We start from the raw sequence: 19,009 nt of genomic DNA, 5'->3' as shown, positions 1-19,009 counted from the left end.
GATTTAATTAAAGAAAACTTTAATGAAAAGATTTGTAACTAGTTGTATGAAAAGGACTATTATCAAAACATTTAGTAAGTGAATTAAAATATTGGTTATATTGTAAAGTTTTTTTAAGTTAACTACTTCAATGTTGATGAATACATTTCAATTCTATTTTATCATATATGCAAATAAACTCATGACTAATGATATATATATAAATAATATCATAATCATCTATCTTTATTACCAAATCAAGGTTACTGAAAATAGTCCTGTGAGAACGTCCCCCTTCAGTAGATATGATATAAAAATTTAACTTACAGCAAATTCAAATTATTGCGTATTTCACAAAGATGGATGAGATTCATGAATTTTTCCGTATCATAAAGGCTAAGTCTATTGCAGAGCACATCGGAATTGTGAGGACTGCTCTAATTTATCTTTACATAGTAATTTAAGCCCCTAAATTTGATTTATCTATTAGAAGTTATACTTGGAAGATATTGAGGAAGCTAAAGCAGTCTGTTCATTTAATTGGTTGTATGCCCTTGTAATGAGGCCCAACAAAGAACAGCAGACAATTTCATTCATCTTAGTTTTTGGCTTTTTATTTTAGACGGGAAGAAATCAAGGTTCTCAATTCTATCCTTGATATACTAATAATTTTTCAGATTGTTCATTTCTTATAGGAGGAATGGATATGACGATCCTAATTTGAGTATCCCCGAACCATTGGGTATTAACTAATAAATTCAGTAATTATTTCTCGTTTCCTATGAATTCTTCAACAATAAACATCTTATTTTCTTATAATATAGTAAGTATGAGAATTTGCCACTCATCAGGCTCAATAACAACCTCGAGCCAAATATACTCTGCTCCTAATTTTAAATAATCTTATCTACAATATTCTTCGGAATTTTTCTTCAGACTAACTGCAACTTGTGAATCCGGTTCCAGATGGAGATATGATCTCGAGTAAATAACTGAAATAATCTTTTCAGATGGTTACCCACGCGAGAGCTGAATATTACAAATACAATGCAGAGCCAATTAAACTCTAAAGGCCTCTACTTCTGGTACTTAAAAAGAGACTATATTTTCAAAATATGAAGTGGAGTCGTAACATAGACAATAAGTATTTAAGTGAAAATAAGATAAATATGGAGGGCAATGACTAAGGATACCGAAAAGTCTGTACCTAATTCCAATGATTATAAATATAACGAATCAATCAAAAACGCTTTTCTTTTTAAAAAAGAAGAGGTTTCCAGAATAATGGTTGAACGATTAACCGATAAGACTTTTATCAAGGAAATAATCACAGAGGCTTGGGCTAAATTAGATACTGTATACGATAGTTTTGTATTAAGTTATAGTGATAATTATGTTCAAATTTATGAAAAGAACGTAGTAAAAGATATCTTAAATTCATATCTGATGGAATTAAAGGAAATTAGAGGGAAACTCGATTCAGTTATTCCATTCAATGAATTAAAGATCAACAAATTACAAGAAGAGATAGCTAGAGTAGAGAAAATCATTGAATGGAATAAAAACAAATTCTGAGCATTTGACCACTGTTAACAGGTTGTGTTCCTTAAATATTTAATAACACTGATAGAAAAAGCTCAGCAACAAAGATGTTTGTGACCTTATTTACATCTAGTGCAAGATTTATTCCATTTTCAGGGTCTTGTAGTTTATAACTCTACATATTCAAAACCAGGGACTATTATATAATAGGTACAGAAACTTATAACAATCCATTTACTCATCAAAGAATATGTCAAAGACCGAAGAAAAATCAAAACAAGAGATAAGTCCTAAAGATAGGTCGGTTAATCCCAAATTAGTAATAATTTTTTGTGCAAAGAACTCAGAGGCTACCATCGAAAATGCGATATCAAAGGTCAGACAAAGCAATTATGATCCAGATGTTATAGTCGTTGATGGTTTTTCCACCGATAATACGATCAAAATCGCAAAAAGGTTAGAAAGAACAACGGTTATACAGCAACCTATAAAAAAATATCCAGGCAAGGGAATCGCTATGAGGGCCGGTTTAGAGGAAGCATTGTATGGCAAATATTCAAACAAAAGTACAAGTCATACAAATGATTCCGAAGCCAATATTAAAAATCATAACACATATGATTTAGCCCTTTTTCTGGATTCTGATATCAAAAATCTTTCAAGAGATTGGGTCGATCTGCTAGTTGCTCCGATACTTAAAGAAGGGTATGATATGACAAGAGGATATTACGATAGACATCCCAGAGATGGAGCTGTGACTAAACTAATTGCACGACCAATGCTCGAAGTTTTTTTTCCAGAGGCTCCCCAATTTCAGCAACCATTAAGCGGAGAAGTGTGTGCAGCAATGAAAGTCTGGTCTACATTGATAGAACATAATAGTTCGGGTCAAACGCCTGACGGCTGGGGAATTGATGTGTGGTTGCTAATTGAAACTTTGATGAATGGATTTAAGATAAAAGAAGTGTTTATGGGATATAAAGATCATACTTCCCTTGATGCATATCGAGAAGAGGTTGGGAATCTACGTAGAATGGCCGAACAGGTCTCCTTCACTGTGTTGAATGAGGCTGTAAAGTATAACAGATTTGATAACTATAGAAACGTTGTACTCTAGAAATTACTGCATAAAAAGAGTAAATGCATTTATATAGTTCTCTACTACTTCTTTGCTTCCAATCCAGTTAAACATTTTCTTAAGGGATAGAGAATAAAATTTTGACACCACTTTCTATCTTATTGAGAATTGCTATGAATGAATCCATATTACTCGTACAAGATATTACTTATTATCTCACTACATTCGGAATGGATGTTTTAAGATCTGTTATTATACTCTTTGTTGTAAGAGATCCTATAGACACCATCCACTCTTTATTACTATTACCAAAAAGAAAACCAATATAGATCGAAATGGAATATCCAAGACCGTTGTAATAACTACTGGTGCATTACTGATTATATTTGCAATAGCAGGGACTCAGATTCTAACATTTTGGGATTACAATAGCGAGCGTTATGATTGCAGGCAGGATGTTGTTGTTCATAATATCAGCGGAATTACTTATTCATGGATCCTTGTAATTTGATAGGGATATGTCTAATGAACCCGGAGTAAATACCATTAGCTTTTCCACTTTGGGCATGCCCAGGAGCCATAACAACAGTTATACTCCTTTAACATCCCGTTTGAACATCACCTTTATATCGATTGTAATTATTATTGGTATTGTTATTGGTAATGGTATTGGTATTGCCTATGCAATTTGCTATCTTCGATCCTATATATCCATGATGAATTATATCCATACCTGCATTGCTATATAGATGTATAGCGGGAAAAGTTAACGAGAAAAAATTAGATTAGTACAAGCCATTACTGAAGATGTAGTTAGATTATTGAAGGATAGAAAAGAAATTGTAATACTTTTTACAGAAGCAACTCCTGAAATTCACTATTGTGCTAGGGTACGTTATAAGGAACATCCACGAGAGTATCCTAAACCTTAGTAATGACCCCAATATAACTATAACAATAATCACTCAAAGTCCACTTATTGCTAATCTTCACGAATAAAATTTTACACATTAAGGACCACTTAGAGGAAAGAGCAAATGTTCTCGTCCATTCATATCACTTATCTTTATACTAGAAAAATTTTTTTGATCAATTAAATTAGTATAATGCAAAGTGGCTTAGTGATAACCCTGACATTAACCTAGTTTTTAAATAATAATAAAATACAACCAAATCAGAAAGAAGGTATTTTTATATAAACGTATTATATCAAGACTATATGAGTATTGATTCCATTGGGATCACAAATTTAATGAACAAAAATATCATAGTCGCTGAACAGAATGTAAATTTAATTGGAGTATCGAGAATAATGTCTAATAATAATATTGGCTGCGTGGTAATTGTAGACAACCTTAATACCCGAAAACCCATTGGAATTATTACCGAAAGAGACGTCATTAGGACAATTGGTATGTTACAGCCACATCAGATGGTAGTCCCTGTAAGAGAACATATGAGCCATCCTTTAATCACACTTTCATCAAAAGCTACTATTGCAGATGCTATGAAATTGATGTATGAGAGAAAAATAAGAAGAGTTATCATTTTAGAGAATGATAAATTGGCAGGAATTTTGACAGATAAAGATATCTTTAGATATTTAGTTGAAAACAAAGATTTGCTCTCTACGGTTATAGCAAGTAACCTTCCAATTCCAGAAAATCAATTGAAACAGGATATTTCACATTTTTGGTTTATTAATACTTTCATTGAATAAATGGTGTTTATTAAGGAAAATGAATGAAAATACGCCATTGATATGTTTGGTAGAAGTCAACATAACGTACTTTATTAATCTTTAAATGGCCTTCAACGGAATATGACTTAGACGATGATTCCATTCTCTATGTACTTTGATATGCTAACAAACGCCTTTGAAGCACTTACCTGGGGTACCAAAATATTGTCAAAGTATAATCAGGCATATACGGAGAGTTATTTCGATGCAATACGAGAGTGCCAGAAACAGGCTGCAGAATATAAAAATTTTGAAGTTTTCGATAATCTACGATGTATGTTACCATCAGAAGAATTGTATGAAGAATGGTTAAAAAATACTGATACAAAATTGAATGATTTGTTAAAATCAGAAGAATTTTCATCTTTATTGTCGAACTATGTAGAGTCTAATTTAGAGTTCCGTAAGTTACTAAAAGCCCAAGGATATCCTATCCAATACTTTGAAGATATTTATGAATTCATTACAAACAATTGGAATTCTTATTATACTCGCAGAAAAGATAAAGTAGTCTCAGAGTTTAGAATATCTTATAAAAAAGATAATACAAGACTAATGCATTTTATAGGCGATGATAAGTCACCGGTTATTGAAGGCAAAAATCCTCTCTTAATAATATATGCCCCAATTAATCAGTTTCATATTATGTATATTAACCCCGTCAGAAGCGTTGTTAAATCGCTTTTATCCCATGGTATAGATGTTTACCTGCTTGATTGGGGTTATCCCACCTCAAAATATAATGAGCTTTCCCTGTTTGATTACATAGCGTATGTAAGAGATGCTGTTCAATCCATTCAAAATCAAACCTCGATATCTAAGTCGGTAAATATGCTAGGAGACAAAATGAACATGGATGAGAATCAAATGAACCTAGAAATAGCAAATACGAAAAATTTTCTGACCTATAAAACTAGCCCAGAAAATAGCAGCAGTGATAGAATTGATCAAAATTCTAAATATTCGAAGAAAATATCAATCCTTGGATATTGTTGGGGAGGTATCATAGCACTATGTTATGCTTCCTTGAATAATAATAGCATACGAAATTTAACTCTTCTAGCAGTACCTGTTGATTCCAGTAAAGATCAAACTATTCTTTCCACATGGGCTAAGAATCTTGATACTGACAAGATAATTGACGAGTTTGGTCACCTAAACGGACAAGTCCTAGATATAGGATTTATAATGCGCAATCCGGTAAGATATACTGTAGATAAATATCTTACAATGATTAAGAAGTATAACGACACAGAATTTATGGATAATTTTAGATCCGTTGAAGGTTGGCTTTACAATACACCGAATATTCCAGGTAAACTTTTTAAGGATATTGTAAATGAGTGCTACAAGAATAATTCCCTTGTGAAAAATAGCATCGGACTAAACCATGAGGTAATTAATCTACACAAAATAGATGTACCTATTCAAACAATTGTTGCTGAAAATGATGATCTCGTGTCTTCTGCTTCAACAATGGAAATAGAGAATTATGTATCTAGTAGCACGAAAAAAATGATTAAATTCAAAGGTGGCCATGTCGGACTATGCATAAGCGGCTCTGCACATAGTCAATTGTGGCCTGAGGTTGCTGATTGGATTTTAGCAAATTGAAAATATGGATTAACCAAAAACGATATTCAAAGGTAATCCAAAAAGACAAAAGATCAGAATAATAATACTTCATGTAATCCAAGAATTGCCTCTTACAAAGTCTGTTTTAGATAAGATGACTTCCTTACATAAGGATGAAAAAACCCAATCTTTAGACAAGTGTATTACAAGTGTTTACCAAGGAATCAGGAATTGGATAGAAGGGGATATTATTGAGAAAATTCAAACATACAAACACATCGAGGGAATCAAGATTGAATATTCTATTCTTTTTGGAGATCCATCTAATAAGATTATAGAATATGTCAATAACAATATGGTTGACATGATAATCATCGGAAGTAATGGATTACACGGGCTAGCAAAAATCAAAGCACTAGGCAGTGTATCTAGAAAGGTATCAGAATCTGTGCAATGTCCGATCGTAATAATAAGATGAAAGTTTCAGGTTTTTTTCAGATCTGCTTTGAAAATACATTAATTAGGACATTCCATTCGAAAAATTCATTCTTTGTTTTGATGCATAGAAACAATTAAGCACATAGATAATTCACTTAAGGGTTATTCCAAAACATGCATGAGGGTAGTATCTTTTACATTTGGAAAAAGCTCATCACATGACCAAGTCATTTAATGCCCTTAGTAGCAGATAAAGTATTATCAAAAATCATTTCTCTAGATATTTACCTAATTTCTTAAAATGTAAGATACAAAAACAGGAATATCACTTATCAAAGTCTTTAGACCTATTTCAATGATGATTTATTAACTATATAGCGTTGATCATCATAATTATAAAAAAGAAACGCTGATAAATATGATGTATCGATAAATATCTTATCCATCGGAAGGATCCAGAAAAATCCAAATGAACACAAAGATGATAGGAATAAGTAGATTTACTACAAACAAATTCAAGACAGGAAACGTTTTAATTGCTTCACAAATAGGTTTTCCCTTCTTAATATCTGTCGAGTCTGTTCTTTCCTTTATCAAATCATCTATTCAAACTTTTCTTTTTGGTGTGATAACATTTACTACATTCTCAAGTAATTCATCTGGAATCCTTTCCTAGTCTATGATCTTTGATTTCCTCTATCTTATGTTGTGTTAAAATATCGATCGCTTTTTCTACAACACTGGTTATTTTGATTGTACTCAAAGATGATTAGATAATTTCGATGTTGTATACATAGGTAAAACTTATGCCAAATATTGCTTTCGTTATTGAAAGGGCATAGGACTTATAATTTTAGTTGTCATTTTCAATCTAGATTTATGATTTTGCATAACATGTCAAAAAATCTTACCATTCCAAAATATTTTGGGTGATGATAGCCTCTACTTTCATATGAGTATCTTTAAATGTCCAGAATATGATAAGTTTTTACAACCGGCGTGATTTAGACAATAATAAGAAAAGTAGGTCATGGATAATCTATTTAGTCAGTAATGCTAAAAGTTGACCGAGGTTACACAGTTAAAATTGCTATTTGTGCAGATGGATAGCTCGCCTAATTGTATTTGAGACATATAATATTATTCTATCTTAGGGGTAAATGTTTGCTATAATTATTAACTGATCTGTAAAAAATTCTTTTTATTATTTCCGCAGAAATTGCATAGGCAGAAACAATCAACCCTATGGCTATCATAAACGATACAGGTATTTCAGTTAATCCAAAAGCCTTTCCTATAGCTGTATAAGGTAATATCATCACTATGCTGATTGTAATTAAAGTAGATAATATCAAGTATCTTTTTGGCCTGCTTTTAAAAATTGGTCTTGCAGTCCTAATAACAAGGACGATAATGCAAGCAGAAATAATTGATTCTAAGAACCATGTAGTTCTAAATTGCTCAATAGACCCGGGGTGTAAATAGTATAGTAAAATCCCAAAAGTGATTAGATCAAATAAAGTGCTAAGCAAGCCAAAGACAATCATAAACTTTCTAATAAATTTTATATCCCAGCGGCGTGGTTTGGCGATAGTCTCAGGATCAACGTTGTCAGTAGATATTGTCATTTCGGGAAGGTCTGTTAATAGATTCATTAGTAGTATCTGCTTAGGTAATAAGGGAAGAAACGGCAAGAATAGAGAGGCTCCAGCCATGCTAAACATATTACCAAAGTTGGCACTGGTAGCCATGAATACATATTTTAGAGTATTTGCAAAAGTTTTCCTTCCCTCGATCACTCCTTCTGCTAAAACACTTAAATCCTTTTCCAAAAGCACAAAATCTGAAGCTTCTTTGGTAACATTGGGAGCACTGTTTACAGATATTCCTACATCTGCCGCATGAATTGCTGTGGCATCATTAATACCGTCTCCCAAATACCCAACCACGTTTTTTTCAGAGATCCGTAACGCCAAAATTATTTGTTCTTTTTGGTTGGGTTCGATCTCCGCAAAAATATCAATTTCGTTAACCTTATTTACCAGTGCATCGAAGCTAATCCTGTGTATTTCCTGGCCGACAAGAATCGTTGAATTGAACATCCCTATTTGCTTAGCTAGATTAGCAACCACGTATTTGTTATCTCCGCTTATTATCTTAACCAAAATACCTAATCTTCGTAGCTTAGATATAGATTCGATGACATCATTTTTGAGCGGGTCAAAAAAGACAATATAACCCAAAAAAGTCATTTCAGTTTCATCTTTTTTATCTATCCGAATATTATCTTGCTGTAACCTCGCCTTAAAGTTCTTGTAGCACAATCCTAAGACACGTAGCCCTTGTTTTCCCAGTTCCTCATAGCGTTGAGTGATTTCTTGTCTCACTTCTGACAAGCCAACGATTTTTCCACATCTCTCTGCAGTGGAACAAACTTCAAGAATATTATTGAGTGCACCTTTAGTTACTATGAATGAATATTTGTTAATGTCAGTGTACTCGGTGGAGGATTTATTGTCATATGAAACGAGTACCGAAAGTCTTTTCCTTATGAAATCATATGGGATTTCATCAATCTTATCATAATCTTTCAGATCAAACTTGTTGTAACAATAGTCCTTAATCGCTTTGTCGATGGGATTTGTAAATGCAGTTTCATATGCTGAATTAAGATACGAGTATAATAAGACTTTGTCACTTGAATTACCGTCTATATCAATTGTTGATTCTAGCTGTACATTACCAATTGTTAGCGTTCCAGTTTTGTCTGAACAAAGGATATTCATGCTGCCGAGATTTTCTAAAGCCGCAAGTCTTTTCACTATTACTTTATTTCTCACCATCCTTCTTGCGCCATGAGATAGATTTACACTTATAATTGCAGGTAACAGTTGAGGTGTGAGTCCAATGGCTAATGCCAAAGAAAATAAGAAGGATTCTAAGATAGACCTGCCGAAATAAATATTGATTAAGACGATTGAAATAACCAACATCAATGTTACTTCTACAAGAAAATATCCAAATTTTCTAACACCGTGTTCAAAGTCAGTCTCTGGATTTTTATACTTTAGAATGTTTGATATTTCTCCAAATTCACTGTTAGTACCAGTCTTAATTACCAAAGCTCTTGCTTTGCCGCTTACCACAAAAGTACCAGTGAAAACGGAATTGACTCTGTCTCGTAATAAAGTATCGCTAGGAAGTACTTTAATAGATTTTTCTACAGGATAACTTTCGCCTGTTAAAGTTGCCTCATTCACAAAGAGGTCATTGGATTCAACTAAAATTGAATCAGCAGGAATACTATCCCCAGCAGATAGTGTGATTATATCGCCTGGAACAATATTTATGGAGGGTATTAATATATTGATACCATCCCGTAAAACCAGTGTTTTTGACTGAACAAATTCTAAAAGTTTATCTACGGCATTAATTGCACTTCTCTCTTGCCAGAATCCTAGAATTCCGCTAATGATGATAATTGTAATGATCAATGTAGCATCTTCTATCTCACCTAAAAATAACGATAGCAAAGAGGTGAAGATAAAAATTAATATAATCGGGCTTTTAAATTGGGATGCCAATAAGAATAACAAGTTAGACTTCTTTCTAGATTTAAGCGTATTTTTTCCATAGTAGGATAATCGACTTTCAGCGCTTTCGGAGGATAAACCATTTTCTATTGAAGTTTGAAATTTTTGTTCTAATTCGTTTAAAGGGTAACTCCAAAATTCCAATTGCTTGACTTTTTTATCGAAAGTCATAGTTAGTCTAATTACTCTCTATGTTATAACTAAATAGATGTATCGCATAAAGAAGGTAAATTCAGCATTTAATGTATCTAAATGATTTAAGGAATGTTAATTGATTTTTCATATGTTATAAATGCAGAGCTAAACTGGAGGATTCAATCTTGGAATTGTCAGCATTTAACATTCTAATAATGATTGATACCTAATACAGGTTTAACTTATGATAATCCTTCTTCGATTGAATGCCGCCTTTTTTTTGTCACATTTACCTATCTAATTTTTTGGATCTAAAGTAGATACTATACTATTTAATACATCTTTATAGTCTGTTCCCTGTATTTCTGTCTTATTTCCCAACCGCGGAAGGATCTTGTTCTTAGTTTATAGTTACAACAAGGAAAATAAGAGTCATTATCCCATTTAATAAATATCTCACAAGTACTGCATCTCTTTTGTCCTTCTTTATATCTAGAGGAGTTATCATGATTTCTTTTTGCTTTGAACCTTAAGCATTTTCCATTACAACTCATTTCGATTATATTAAGAAAAACAATTCCCAATAGAAACAAAAACGTAATTTTTTGTTTAGGTGCCCGGATGTTAATTCCATCAGATAGAGATATTCAATATTAAAAATCATCGGAATAAGATAAGGGCATTATAGATGGAAAAGAAAGAGAAAAACAACTGACAGTCAACATGATGCTGACTGCAAAGCCTAGTAGCATGTCAAAAAGCTTTTTGCTTATACTATTGATGAAAAAACACAACAAATGCACGGAGGACTATAACGAACCGGGTAAAAAGGTCCCCTACAAGGGTCTGGTTCAATGGATTCAGGACGTTATAGGAAGAAAAAACCATAGTCTTGCAGGATTTAATAGGTATTTGTGATTAAATGTTTTGATGAATAAATCTATTCAAGTGATGAACGTAAAATATTTTATTGGTTTTCTACTTTCATCCTGGTCTAAATAATGAGATTTTTAGAAACGTGTAAATCTTAATTCTAGCATTATTTGTATTAATGAAGATCGACTATTATTCAGTATTCGAAGCATACAAAGCTCACAGATTACTTGAGGAGTTAGACGGTGTACCTAGAATTAGGGACCATGTTTTTGGAAAATTGCAATTTAATATTACTCGAGATGAGTACGATTACCTGAAGCTTCATGATATTGGCTTTATGATTTTAGAACCATAATGAATAACTTCTCTGCATTTAGAACAATGAAAATCAATAGTTGGAAAAGCGCCAGACATAAAAGGCAAGCACTAAAATATTCTGTCTCCATTAATCTCTAAGGCTATATCTGGATGTGTTTCTGAATCTTTCAGATCTAGAGCCTATAATATCTTTTGAATTTTCTCGTTACACTTTTGGCCGAAGTGGATGGAGAAATATTTTGATTTTCATATGTTTTAGACAACATGAATTGATATTTTACAGGTTCTATAAAATATAAAAAAGTTAGAATTGTATCTAATCATATTGAATGGTAAATCGACGTAGGGTAGTTTTGGCAACGATTTGAGTATATTGGTAATATTTACTGCTTTAGTTCTACAAAAGCTGCTGTTGCACTCTTCTCACTTATAGTCGTACACGTAAAAAGAAAATAATGAAAAAACAGTACGATAAGTAATTTCTATTTTCTGTGACGATAAATAAAGGAACAGGAAATAGATAGTACGTAGGTTATTACAGAATTGACAGTATAATTTAGTTCTGGTTATCCCATTCGCGGGTTACTTGTATGGACAAAGTTGACATTAATTATTTTTTAACGTCATATTTGTGTAATTTATAATACGTATTGTAAGTATATTTTTATAATGTAAGATATATTACATTAAATATGAGTGAAGATTTAATTTCAAAGGATTGGGTCAATTGGTTCCTCATGGCAGGGTTCGGAAGAGGAAGATGGCTATTAGACACGCGAGATCTGTTGGGATTTCAATACGATTCATAAAGAGATGGATAAAACCTTCGATGTAAAACACCTAAAAGATGGAAAATATTAAAGGTTCTAAATTATGTCCTTTCAAACTAATCCATGATCATTAGTAAATTTTAAATTATTTAGTAAACATAAAATTAATTATTTGACAAACCATTACAAATAATGAAAGGCTGCAAAATGGCAATATTTATCATTCTCAACTCAATGTGTCAAGACTTATCATTTATACAGGCATATCTAAAACATTGTTTGATTCCAGTATAAAAGAAAATATCCAAAAGCTTTATAGCATATCCAAAAATATATCTGATAATAAATTTACCTTTGATCAGATAAAAAATCTGCCTGTACCCGTTCAACGATATTTCAAATATTCTTTAAAAGAAGGACAACACTATATTAGTTATGTAAAGTTAAAACATGAGGGGCAATTTCGACAGAATGAAAATCAAAAATGGATGCCCATTAAGGGGGAAGAATACTTTTCCATCGAAAAACCTGGATTGGTGTGGGTAGGCAAAATACAATTGTTGCCATTCATCTGGATAACAGGGTTGGATGAATATGTTGAAGGAAAAGGTAACTTTCAGATAAAGTTAATGTCATTTGTCACAATAGTTGATGCACCTAAGGGTAGAGAACTGGATAGCGGGGAGCTGATGAGATGGTTAGGCGAAGCACCGTTATTTCCCACGGCACTATTGCCAAGTGATTATCTCCATTGGCAAGAAATAGATTTGAATTCTGCAAGAGCTGTGGTTAAATTTGCAGGACTTACAGTCAGCCTGATATTCTATTTTAACGAAAAGGGGGAGATTACACGGATGGAAGGTAATCGATTTAGATCTATAAATAACTTATACGTAAATCAAAAATGGTTTGGTCAATATTCAGATTATACCGCAATAGAGAACACCATGGTTCCAATGGCTCTTGAGGTAGCATGGAATACTCAAGCTGGAAATTTTAGTTATGCAAAATTTATTATGACTGAAATACGTTATGATTGTCCTGTAAATAGTTGTGAAGGTGATTAACAATGAGTTACTTCGGGTTGAACAAACTAAATAGATTAAACGAAATTACGATGAAACAGCGATGATTGTTGGTATTGAGCTCTTCAAAACCTGTGTTTCTCTTCATTAAATGCTGAATTTGAATGGTTAACGACAAAATCTTTGTTAAGATATCTTTTGGATATTAAGGAATGAGATTGTCACAGTTAGAGTCCCATCATTTAAACTCAACCTGGAGTCACTACCAAAAAGGATATTGGAAACCGAAAAATGATTATATTTGATCAAATTACATCCATTATGGCCAAAAAGGATTTTGAAATTAGACATGGCATCTTGGAGGGAAGAAAAGATGTTGAATATTTTAACTTAACATGCATACCAGATAATATATCCGAACGTACCAACAATTGTTGTAATTATGAACAAATCATGAAAATGATAAATGAGACTCGTCCTGATTGCATCACGATTTATCCAGAGGATCTAAATGCCGTAACACTAGTTCGACTTTCACATGATACACATGCAAATTATTCATCAAACACAAGAGAAATACAGAGAGGTGGAGAATTTGTAGAAAAGTATGCATCTTATGAACTAATCTTGAATTTGATACCAGAAGTTAGAAGAAAATAGAAAGAGTATATGATGATGGCAACTACTTTCACCCTTAATTAATTCAACCAATAACTAGACTATTTGTTATCGATAGTCTATTTATTACCTAGTATTAGGTTTGACAAAAAAGTGGGTTGTTCAATGCACTATAAGAACTGGACAGTCTGCCAACTCCGATACCTTTCTAGTAACACTACCAAGTGCTTTTATTTTCGAAATACCTTTTAGTCTGTTACTACTACCCTTAACAATCATGTCTACCTTCTTAGTAGATGCATATTCAAGAATTTTTTCAGCAGCATTTCCAGTTAGGCAAATGCTTTCAGAAGTTATATTTTGTTGGTTTAACTTATTGATATTTTGTTGTACTTTTTTAATCCATTGGTTTTCCTTTGATGTCTTTAGATTCATCAATTTGGCCTTTTCAATAAGGTCCTTATTGTTGCCAAATATCATGGTATTTGGATCCTCGATAAGATCTACTACATAAAGCAATGTTACATGTGCGTCACAGGGTTTAGCAATTTCAGACGCAACTTCAAATGCCCTATTTGAAACCTCTGTCCCATCATCTGTTACTAATATGTTTTTAATCATTATTACGGTCCTGAATTTCCACTATACGATTTGTTAAATAAACGTATTAAATCATTACTTGTAAATGATATCTTATAGAACAGAAACTTTAACTGTTTTTGCCTTGTCGCTTGCTTTGTTTCATTGTTAATCAACCAAAGTAAAGTTGTTAAATGGAACATTATAATTACAGCTTAGCCCAATAGAATATGTATTATCATGGATTTTGAATTTTCTCCCAAATGGCTTGCAGTACTTTTTGTCATAGCCGGAGTAGTCGTAGTTTTTATGCTTATGGGGGGCTCATTAACTCAACTTTTTAGTTCAAGTATCCAAGAGAGTGTAACAGTACAAATTAAACAAGGTGAAACATGCATAGTCGAACCATCGGATGGCGTACCTAGGTCCATTGATAGTTGCCCTTACCAACAAGGGGAAAACATAACTATAAACTACAAAAAAGGATTACCTTCACTAGAAAGTCATAATACCCAGGCAATTACGAATTGATAGAGTCTTTACTGTTTTTAAAAATCTATTAGGTTTGGTCATTTCTAGTATAGACTTTGGATATAGATAAAGTAAATGAATAACAATTTATCTACATTTTTATGTTCACTAGGGCAATAATAATAGTAAGATTTTGCAAGGATGGATATCAAAGTAAGTTCATTAGGATTGAATGTAATTTGACTTTTCATTTCATAATTAAAAGCACAAGGAATTAATTTAAAATTGATCTGAAGAATCTTGTGGGAGATAAGTTAAGTTTTAATATGTTTTGGTTTTTTTCACTGACTTGATTACAGTTTATTGCCACAAAAGGGACAGTAATTGAATGTATATACATCTATACGCTTGGGATAACCAGCATCATCCATGCAGAATATCTCTACCTTGTTTTTTTCAATTATGTTGACTCCAAACCCTCTCTCCCAGGAATCATCTTCTAGTTGGTGTAATTCTCTACAGCAATACTTTTTCATATCGCTAACAATCTATACTATAGGTCATGCCTACGTAAAAGGCTAACTTTTGATATTTTCAAATCATATAAGCATAATTATCTACTAGTGGGATGGATTCAATTCTTCTAGCTGCTAGATTTCATTAGGTTGATTGAGATATCCTTACTATAATTAAGAAGAAACTATCTCGATCACAAGTTCATAATTTTCTAAGTTTTAAACTGACTTTATTTCAAAGATTGAAAAATTCAAACTGGGAAAATTTGCTACACCAAAGTCTGGAACTAAATAAAGATCATATTCTAATTATTAGCAGTAGATTCTATATTATTTCCGAATTTCCCTGTAGCTTCATTCACTTTTATTCGATAAACCACTATTTCAAAAATTTCATTATTCTTATTGTGTAAGAATGGGGATAAAAATGAGTGCTGAAATGCATAATTTTCAATACCATGATTTTCATGATCAGATGCTTCAGTCGGATAGGATTTTCTATCTAAATTAGACATGATTGATTTCATTAGAATTTCCAATCCGTTATTAGCATCTTCCCCTTTTAATTCCTCAAAAGTTCCATAAACAATCACACTTTTCCAATTGTTCATGTCTTTCATCCAATCAATTTCAAAACAGACATTTGGATTATTTCGCATCATATGAATTTTTAAGCCATCTTTTGTATGCCCATAAATATATCCATTATTATAAGCGTAAGTTATAGGTACAACATACATTTTGTTACCATCAAAACAACCTAATCTTCCTATTAATTCTGATTTTAGAAAACCGTCAATCTGATTTTTGTCCAAATCGCCCCACATAATTAGAGTATTGGATATTCAATGATTAAAAACATACTGTTAATAGATTCTAGCGCCTCCGAATTTAAGACTCAACAATAGATTTTGGTATTATATCTCAAGTAATTTTCTTGGAAATCATATGTATACTATACCTTCTAAATCCTTTTATAAGGACTACCATGTGAATCAGATTAAGCAGATCTACCAATTTGATTTGAATATACAATATTCTCGAGTTACCCTGAAGCAAAAGTTGTATTTTGAATGTCAGTTTTACTAATTAGACTCAGATATTAGGTTTCTTACCATGGCTGCCATATTGATTGTTACCATAATTTTTCATTAGTGTTCATATGTAATAATGTCAATTTACAAGTGCTACCAAAGACACAAAGGAATTGACTGAACAAAAACCTGTTAGGAACTAGAACTATTTTTTTGTCAAAAAAATAACAGAATTCCAACCAATATAGAAATTACTGCAGACAAAACCATCAAAACGTTAAAGTCGAATGTATTCTGCAGGAACATGAAATTATAATCAAAATCACCATTGTAATAATTAGTGCGAAGCCAATGTTTGTTAATAGACGCGGTTATAACCTGTGAAATACTAAGCCTGGAGGAATTTGAAAAAGGTATTACTAGTATCCCAACAGAAATTTGAGCCTACTCACTATTATTGTTCTACTTAATTTTTTTTATTAACTTTGTCAGAAATCTCTATTTCTTCCTTGTAGCAACAACCATGGTGAAATCCATACCCATTTTTGTAATGATCCATTGACCATTAGGACTGAGCAACTGATAGGAAACTGAAAATATGGCTTTTGCATCCAGACAAGCATGATTAACCTGTCTGGATGTAAGCATCAAGCCTAAATGATGCGCACATTTTGCCATATTGTCAGTCTTAAAGATTGTGTAAGACATGTCTCGGGTTATAATATATTCTTATCTTTACCTTTATCGTTTTGGTTTATCACGATATGTCTAAATTAAGATAGAGAACGGCTAGGGTATAAACGATGGAATTTTCACGGCAGAATGGTATTATATAGTTCTATCCACAATTCTTATTGAGTGAAAATAGTCCATTATCTTATTTGATGTTAAGACCATTTGAATCTTAATGTTTAGCAACAACAAATCAACTACTCACATATTCTGTTTGATTGGTGCATTTTTGGTTTGTTACTGATGTTATCGATCTTTGCAAATAATGTTTCTGCACAGCAAAATTCGTCAGGTAATAGTACAAATGCATTTGATATTATACAACCAAATATTAACGCTAATCGTATGTTCGATAAAAAACAATGACACTAGGTAACAATATTAACAATATTAAAACCCTAGTAATCCTTATCCCAAATGAAAGTCATCATCAAGAAGGTGAAGAAAATGAAACTTTTTTTAGATCAACATTTGGTTCCAGACAATGTGGCTATTAACGCAGGAACTACTGTGCTTTGGTCTAATGGCGATGTTGGTCATGAGCGTACGGTCGATGTTAAAGGCGCATAAAGTAATACGGTGTTTAATACAGGCGCAATAATTGATAGTCAACCCTCTATATCATTCACCTTCAACAATCCTGGATCATTTAATTATTAAGTAGAAGGCGATCCTGGTGTAACTATGACTGGTTCTATTACGTTTGAAAATATACATATGACTGTATTCACGTCTACTTCGTCAAATACTACCATAAACTCTACCAGCCTAGATACTATAGGGGTCATAATTGCCCCAACACAAGATATGGACACTTACGTTAAACAAAACAATGATGCAGGAATAATACTAGATCATATACGACTTTAAGGACCTAAGAGGAGGTCAAAAAGGCACAGGAGATACACAAACACTGATTGTATGGTCTACAGCAAACAAAGATTTGAATGAAACTCTTTCATCATTAAGTGACATCTCCACAGATTTGCCTTAGTTAAATTCCGCCATTTTTATTTTTGATAGAACTTCTTGTGAATTCTTACTAAAGAATAACTTTCTAGCAAGAATTTATCTGCTTTACATGCTGTGAACCTAATTATTTAAGGAGCTAAATCATCTGCTACCATTTATTTAGTAAAAACCAAACAGTCCATTCAACTTCTTTGTAGATTTTTATACGAGAATTAATAAGATATTTTTATGGACCAAAAACCAAGACAGATATTGTTTTCTATTATCGTCTTATCATCGATCATAGGTGTTATTTCCTATGCAACTGTTCAGGTTTATGCTCAAGGGAGCCATTCAGAAGCGGATTCAACACCCATATCTGCAGTAATAATGATAACTTCGGATGACCAAGGGAGCCCAATATTTAGTCCGATGAAAACCACCATAAAGCAAGGTGAAGAATTATTAGTTTTGAATAATTTGACAGAAACTCATACTTTCACCAACGGAAATGGTACAGGGGATCCCATGGATGGCAAAATATTTACAGTAGAAATAACTCCAGGAAGTTTTTCGGAATATCTAGCTACAAACATTTCTCCAGGTAATTACTCTTTCTATTCGAAAAATGACCCCAACCTGAAGGGAGAGCTAGTTATCCTACCATAAATTTTTGCTCTTTCAGATACTGAACTGGATTTACAAGTAAATCGTGTTAACTCCTAGTACATTAAAAATTCTTGTTTTTAAAGATTTAAACAAAGTCTGAAGAATTTTCCTTGAACAGGATATATGGAACTAATCATTCCAAACTCTCCTTTAATCATTAATTTTCCCAGAGAAAACAAATCCTATGTGATACCATAGGATAGATAGAAATGTTGTGTAATAATAGTTCTCTGATAAGATAACAAACTGAATCTTGTATTTACTAAGAAAATGATTGTTAACTAACTGAACTCATTCCCCTATCATTTGATTTTTCCATCTTCCTTGTTAGTACAAGTTAGACTGTCATCATCTGGAAATATTAAATCTA

General features: G+C 32.4%; 15 protein-coding genes. 11 read left to right on the top strand and 4 right to left on the bottom strand.

The genetic code is table 11. From position 1 onward, the window contains the following. The first annotated feature begins 1,158 nt into the window (after positions 1-1,158). The 6 genes from NMY3_RS12655 to NMY3_RS12630 all read left to right on the top strand — a co-directional run bounded on the left by NMY3_RS12655 (position 1,159) and on the right by NMY3_RS12630 (position 7,029). Positions 1,159-1,554 carry a hypothetical protein gene (locus tag NMY3_RS12655; RefSeq protein ID WP_196816209.1) on the top strand — a complete coding sequence of 132 codons (396 nt, stop codon included), beginning with the start codon at positions 1,159-1,161 and terminating at the stop codon, positions 1,552-1,554. Between the two features lie 217 nt (positions 1,555-1,771). Beyond that, positions 1,772-2,638, top strand: a complete 867-nt coding sequence (locus NMY3_RS12650) for a glycosyltransferase (protein ID WP_196816208.1) — start codon at positions 1,772-1,774, stop codon at positions 2,636-2,638. Positions 2,639-3,851: 1,213 nt separating this feature from the next. Further along, a complete protein-coding gene (locus tag NMY3_RS12645; protein WP_196816207.1) occupies positions 3,852-4,319 on the top strand; it encodes a CBS domain-containing protein in 468 nt (155 codons plus the stop codon). Between the two features lie 114 nt (positions 4,320-4,433). Continuing rightward, complete coding sequence (locus NMY3_RS12640; RefSeq protein WP_196816206.1) at positions 4,434-5,954, top strand: alpha/beta fold hydrolase; 1,521 nt, start codon at positions 4,434-4,436, stop codon at positions 5,952-5,954. A 22-nt stretch (positions 5,955-5,976) separates the two neighbouring features. Next, positions 5,977-6,393, top strand: coding sequence for a universal stress protein (locus tag NMY3_RS12635; protein WP_196818564.1), 417 nt, complete (start codon positions 5,977-5,979; stop codon positions 6,391-6,393). A 441-nt stretch (positions 6,394-6,834) separates the two neighbouring features. After that, positions 6,835-7,029 carry a hypothetical protein gene (locus NMY3_RS12630; protein ID WP_196816205.1) on the top strand — a complete coding sequence of 65 codons (195 nt, stop codon included), beginning with the start codon at positions 6,835-6,837 and terminating at the stop codon, positions 7,027-7,029. Between the two features lie 469 nt (positions 7,030-7,498). On the opposite strand, the gene mgtA is transcribed toward NMY3_RS12630, so the two are convergent. Next, positions 7,499-10,117 (bottom strand): magnesium-translocating P-type ATPase, encoded by a 2,619-nt coding sequence (mgtA, locus tag NMY3_RS12625; RefSeq protein ID WP_196816204.1) that lies wholly within the window; start codon positions 10,115-10,117, stop codon positions 7,499-7,501. A 2,164-nt stretch (positions 10,118-12,281) separates the two neighbouring features. On the opposite strand from mgtA, the gene NMY3_RS12620 reads away from it, so the two are divergent. Together NMY3_RS12620 and NMY3_RS12615 are read left to right on the top strand one after the other, a co-directional pair. After that, positions 12,282-13,112, top strand: coding sequence for a DUF6920 family protein (locus tag NMY3_RS12620; RefSeq protein WP_231100057.1), 831 nt, complete (start codon positions 12,282-12,284; stop codon positions 13,110-13,112). A gap of 279 nt (positions 13,113-13,391) precedes the next feature. Then, complete coding sequence (locus tag NMY3_RS12615; protein WP_231100056.1) at positions 13,392-13,730, top strand: hypothetical protein; 339 nt, start codon at positions 13,392-13,394, stop codon at positions 13,728-13,730. A 120-nt stretch (positions 13,731-13,850) separates the two neighbouring features. On the opposite strand, the gene NMY3_RS12610 is transcribed toward NMY3_RS12615, so the two are convergent. Next, positions 13,851-14,309: a universal stress protein gene (locus NMY3_RS12610; RefSeq protein ID WP_196816201.1), complete on the bottom strand. Its 459-nt coding sequence runs from the start codon at positions 14,307-14,309 to the stop codon at positions 13,851-13,853. 198 nt (positions 14,310-14,507) lie between these two features. Between NMY3_RS12610 and NMY3_RS12605 the strand changes: the two genes are divergently transcribed. Next, positions 14,508-14,798, top strand: coding sequence for a hypothetical protein (locus NMY3_RS12605; protein ID WP_196816200.1), 291 nt, complete (start codon positions 14,508-14,510; stop codon positions 14,796-14,798). Positions 14,799-15,558: 760 nt separating this feature from the next. On the opposite strand, the gene NMY3_RS12600 is transcribed toward NMY3_RS12605, so the two are convergent. Further along, positions 15,559-16,068 carry a pyridoxamine 5'-phosphate oxidase family protein gene (locus tag NMY3_RS12600; RefSeq protein WP_196816199.1) on the bottom strand — a complete coding sequence of 170 codons (510 nt, stop codon included), beginning with the start codon at positions 16,066-16,068 and terminating at the stop codon, positions 15,559-15,561. Between the two features lie 717 nt (positions 16,069-16,785). Then, entirely contained in the window at positions 16,786-16,995 is a 210-nt protein-coding gene (locus tag NMY3_RS12595; protein WP_196816198.1) for a hypothetical protein, read from the bottom strand. Between the two features lie 708 nt (positions 16,996-17,703). Here NMY3_RS12595 and NMY3_RS12590 point away from each other — a divergent pair. After that, positions 17,704-17,889 carry a hypothetical protein gene (locus tag NMY3_RS12590; protein WP_196816197.1) on the top strand — a complete coding sequence of 62 codons (186 nt, stop codon included), beginning with the start codon at positions 17,704-17,706 and terminating at the stop codon, positions 17,887-17,889. Between the two features lie 330 nt (positions 17,890-18,219). After that, on the top strand, positions 18,220-18,639 hold the full coding sequence (locus NMY3_RS12585; RefSeq protein WP_196816196.1) for a hypothetical protein: 420 nt from the start codon (positions 18,220-18,222) through the stop codon (positions 18,637-18,639). Positions 18,640-19,009 lie beyond the last annotated feature (370 nt).

Source organism: Candidatus Nitrosocosmicus oleophilus, assembly GCF_000802205.1.
Classification (GTDB): Archaea; Thermoproteota; Nitrososphaeria; order Nitrososphaerales; family Nitrososphaeraceae; genus Nitrosocosmicus; species Nitrosocosmicus oleophilus.
This window is presented reverse-complemented; position numbering and strand designations above follow the sequence as displayed.

What these genes read in the sequence shown, in the direction of transcription:
- NMY3_RS12630 (WP_196816205.1), top strand. Translation starts at nt 6,835, where the DNA reads ATGATAGGAATAAGTAGATTTACTACAAACAAATTCAAGACAGGAAAC.
- NMY3_RS12610 (WP_196816201.1), bottom strand. Translation starts at nt 14,309, where the DNA reads ATGATTAAAAACATATTAGTAACAGATGATGGGACAGAGGTTTCAAAT.
- NMY3_RS12590 (WP_196816197.1), top strand. Translation starts at nt 17,704, where the DNA reads ATGACTGGTTCTATTACGTTTGAAAATATACATATGACTGTATTCACG.
- NMY3_RS12645 (WP_196816207.1), top strand. Translation starts at nt 3,852, where the DNA reads ATGAACAAAAATATCATAGTCGCTGAACAGAATGTAAATTTAATTGGA.
- NMY3_RS12605 (WP_196816200.1), top strand. Translation starts at nt 14,508, where the DNA reads ATGGATTTTGAATTTTCTCCCAAATGGCTTGCAGTACTTTTTGTCATA.
- NMY3_RS12650 (WP_196816208.1), top strand. Translation starts at nt 1,772, where the DNA reads ATGTCAAAGACCGAAGAAAAATCAAAACAAGAGATAAGTCCTAAAGAT.
- NMY3_RS12615 (WP_231100056.1), top strand. Translation starts at nt 13,392, where the DNA reads ATGGCCAAAAAGGATTTTGAAATTAGACATGGCATCTTGGAGGGAAGA.
- NMY3_RS12585 (WP_196816196.1), top strand. Translation starts at nt 18,220, where the DNA reads ATGGACCAAAAACCAAGACAGATATTGTTTTCTATTATCGTCTTATCA.
- NMY3_RS12595 (WP_196816198.1), bottom strand. Translation starts at nt 16,995, where the DNA reads ATGTCTTACACAATCTTTAAGACTGACAATATGGCAAAATGTGCGCAT.
- mgtA (WP_196816204.1), bottom strand. Translation starts at nt 10,117, where the DNA reads ATGACTTTCGATAAAAAAGTCAAGCAATTGGAATTTTGGAGTTACCCT.
- NMY3_RS12655 (WP_196816209.1), top strand. Translation starts at nt 1,159, where the DNA reads ATGACTAAGGATACCGAAAAGTCTGTACCTAATTCCAATGATTATAAA.
- NMY3_RS12640 (WP_196816206.1), top strand. Translation starts at nt 4,434, where the DNA reads ATGATTCCATTCTCTATGTACTTTGATATGCTAACAAACGCCTTTGAA.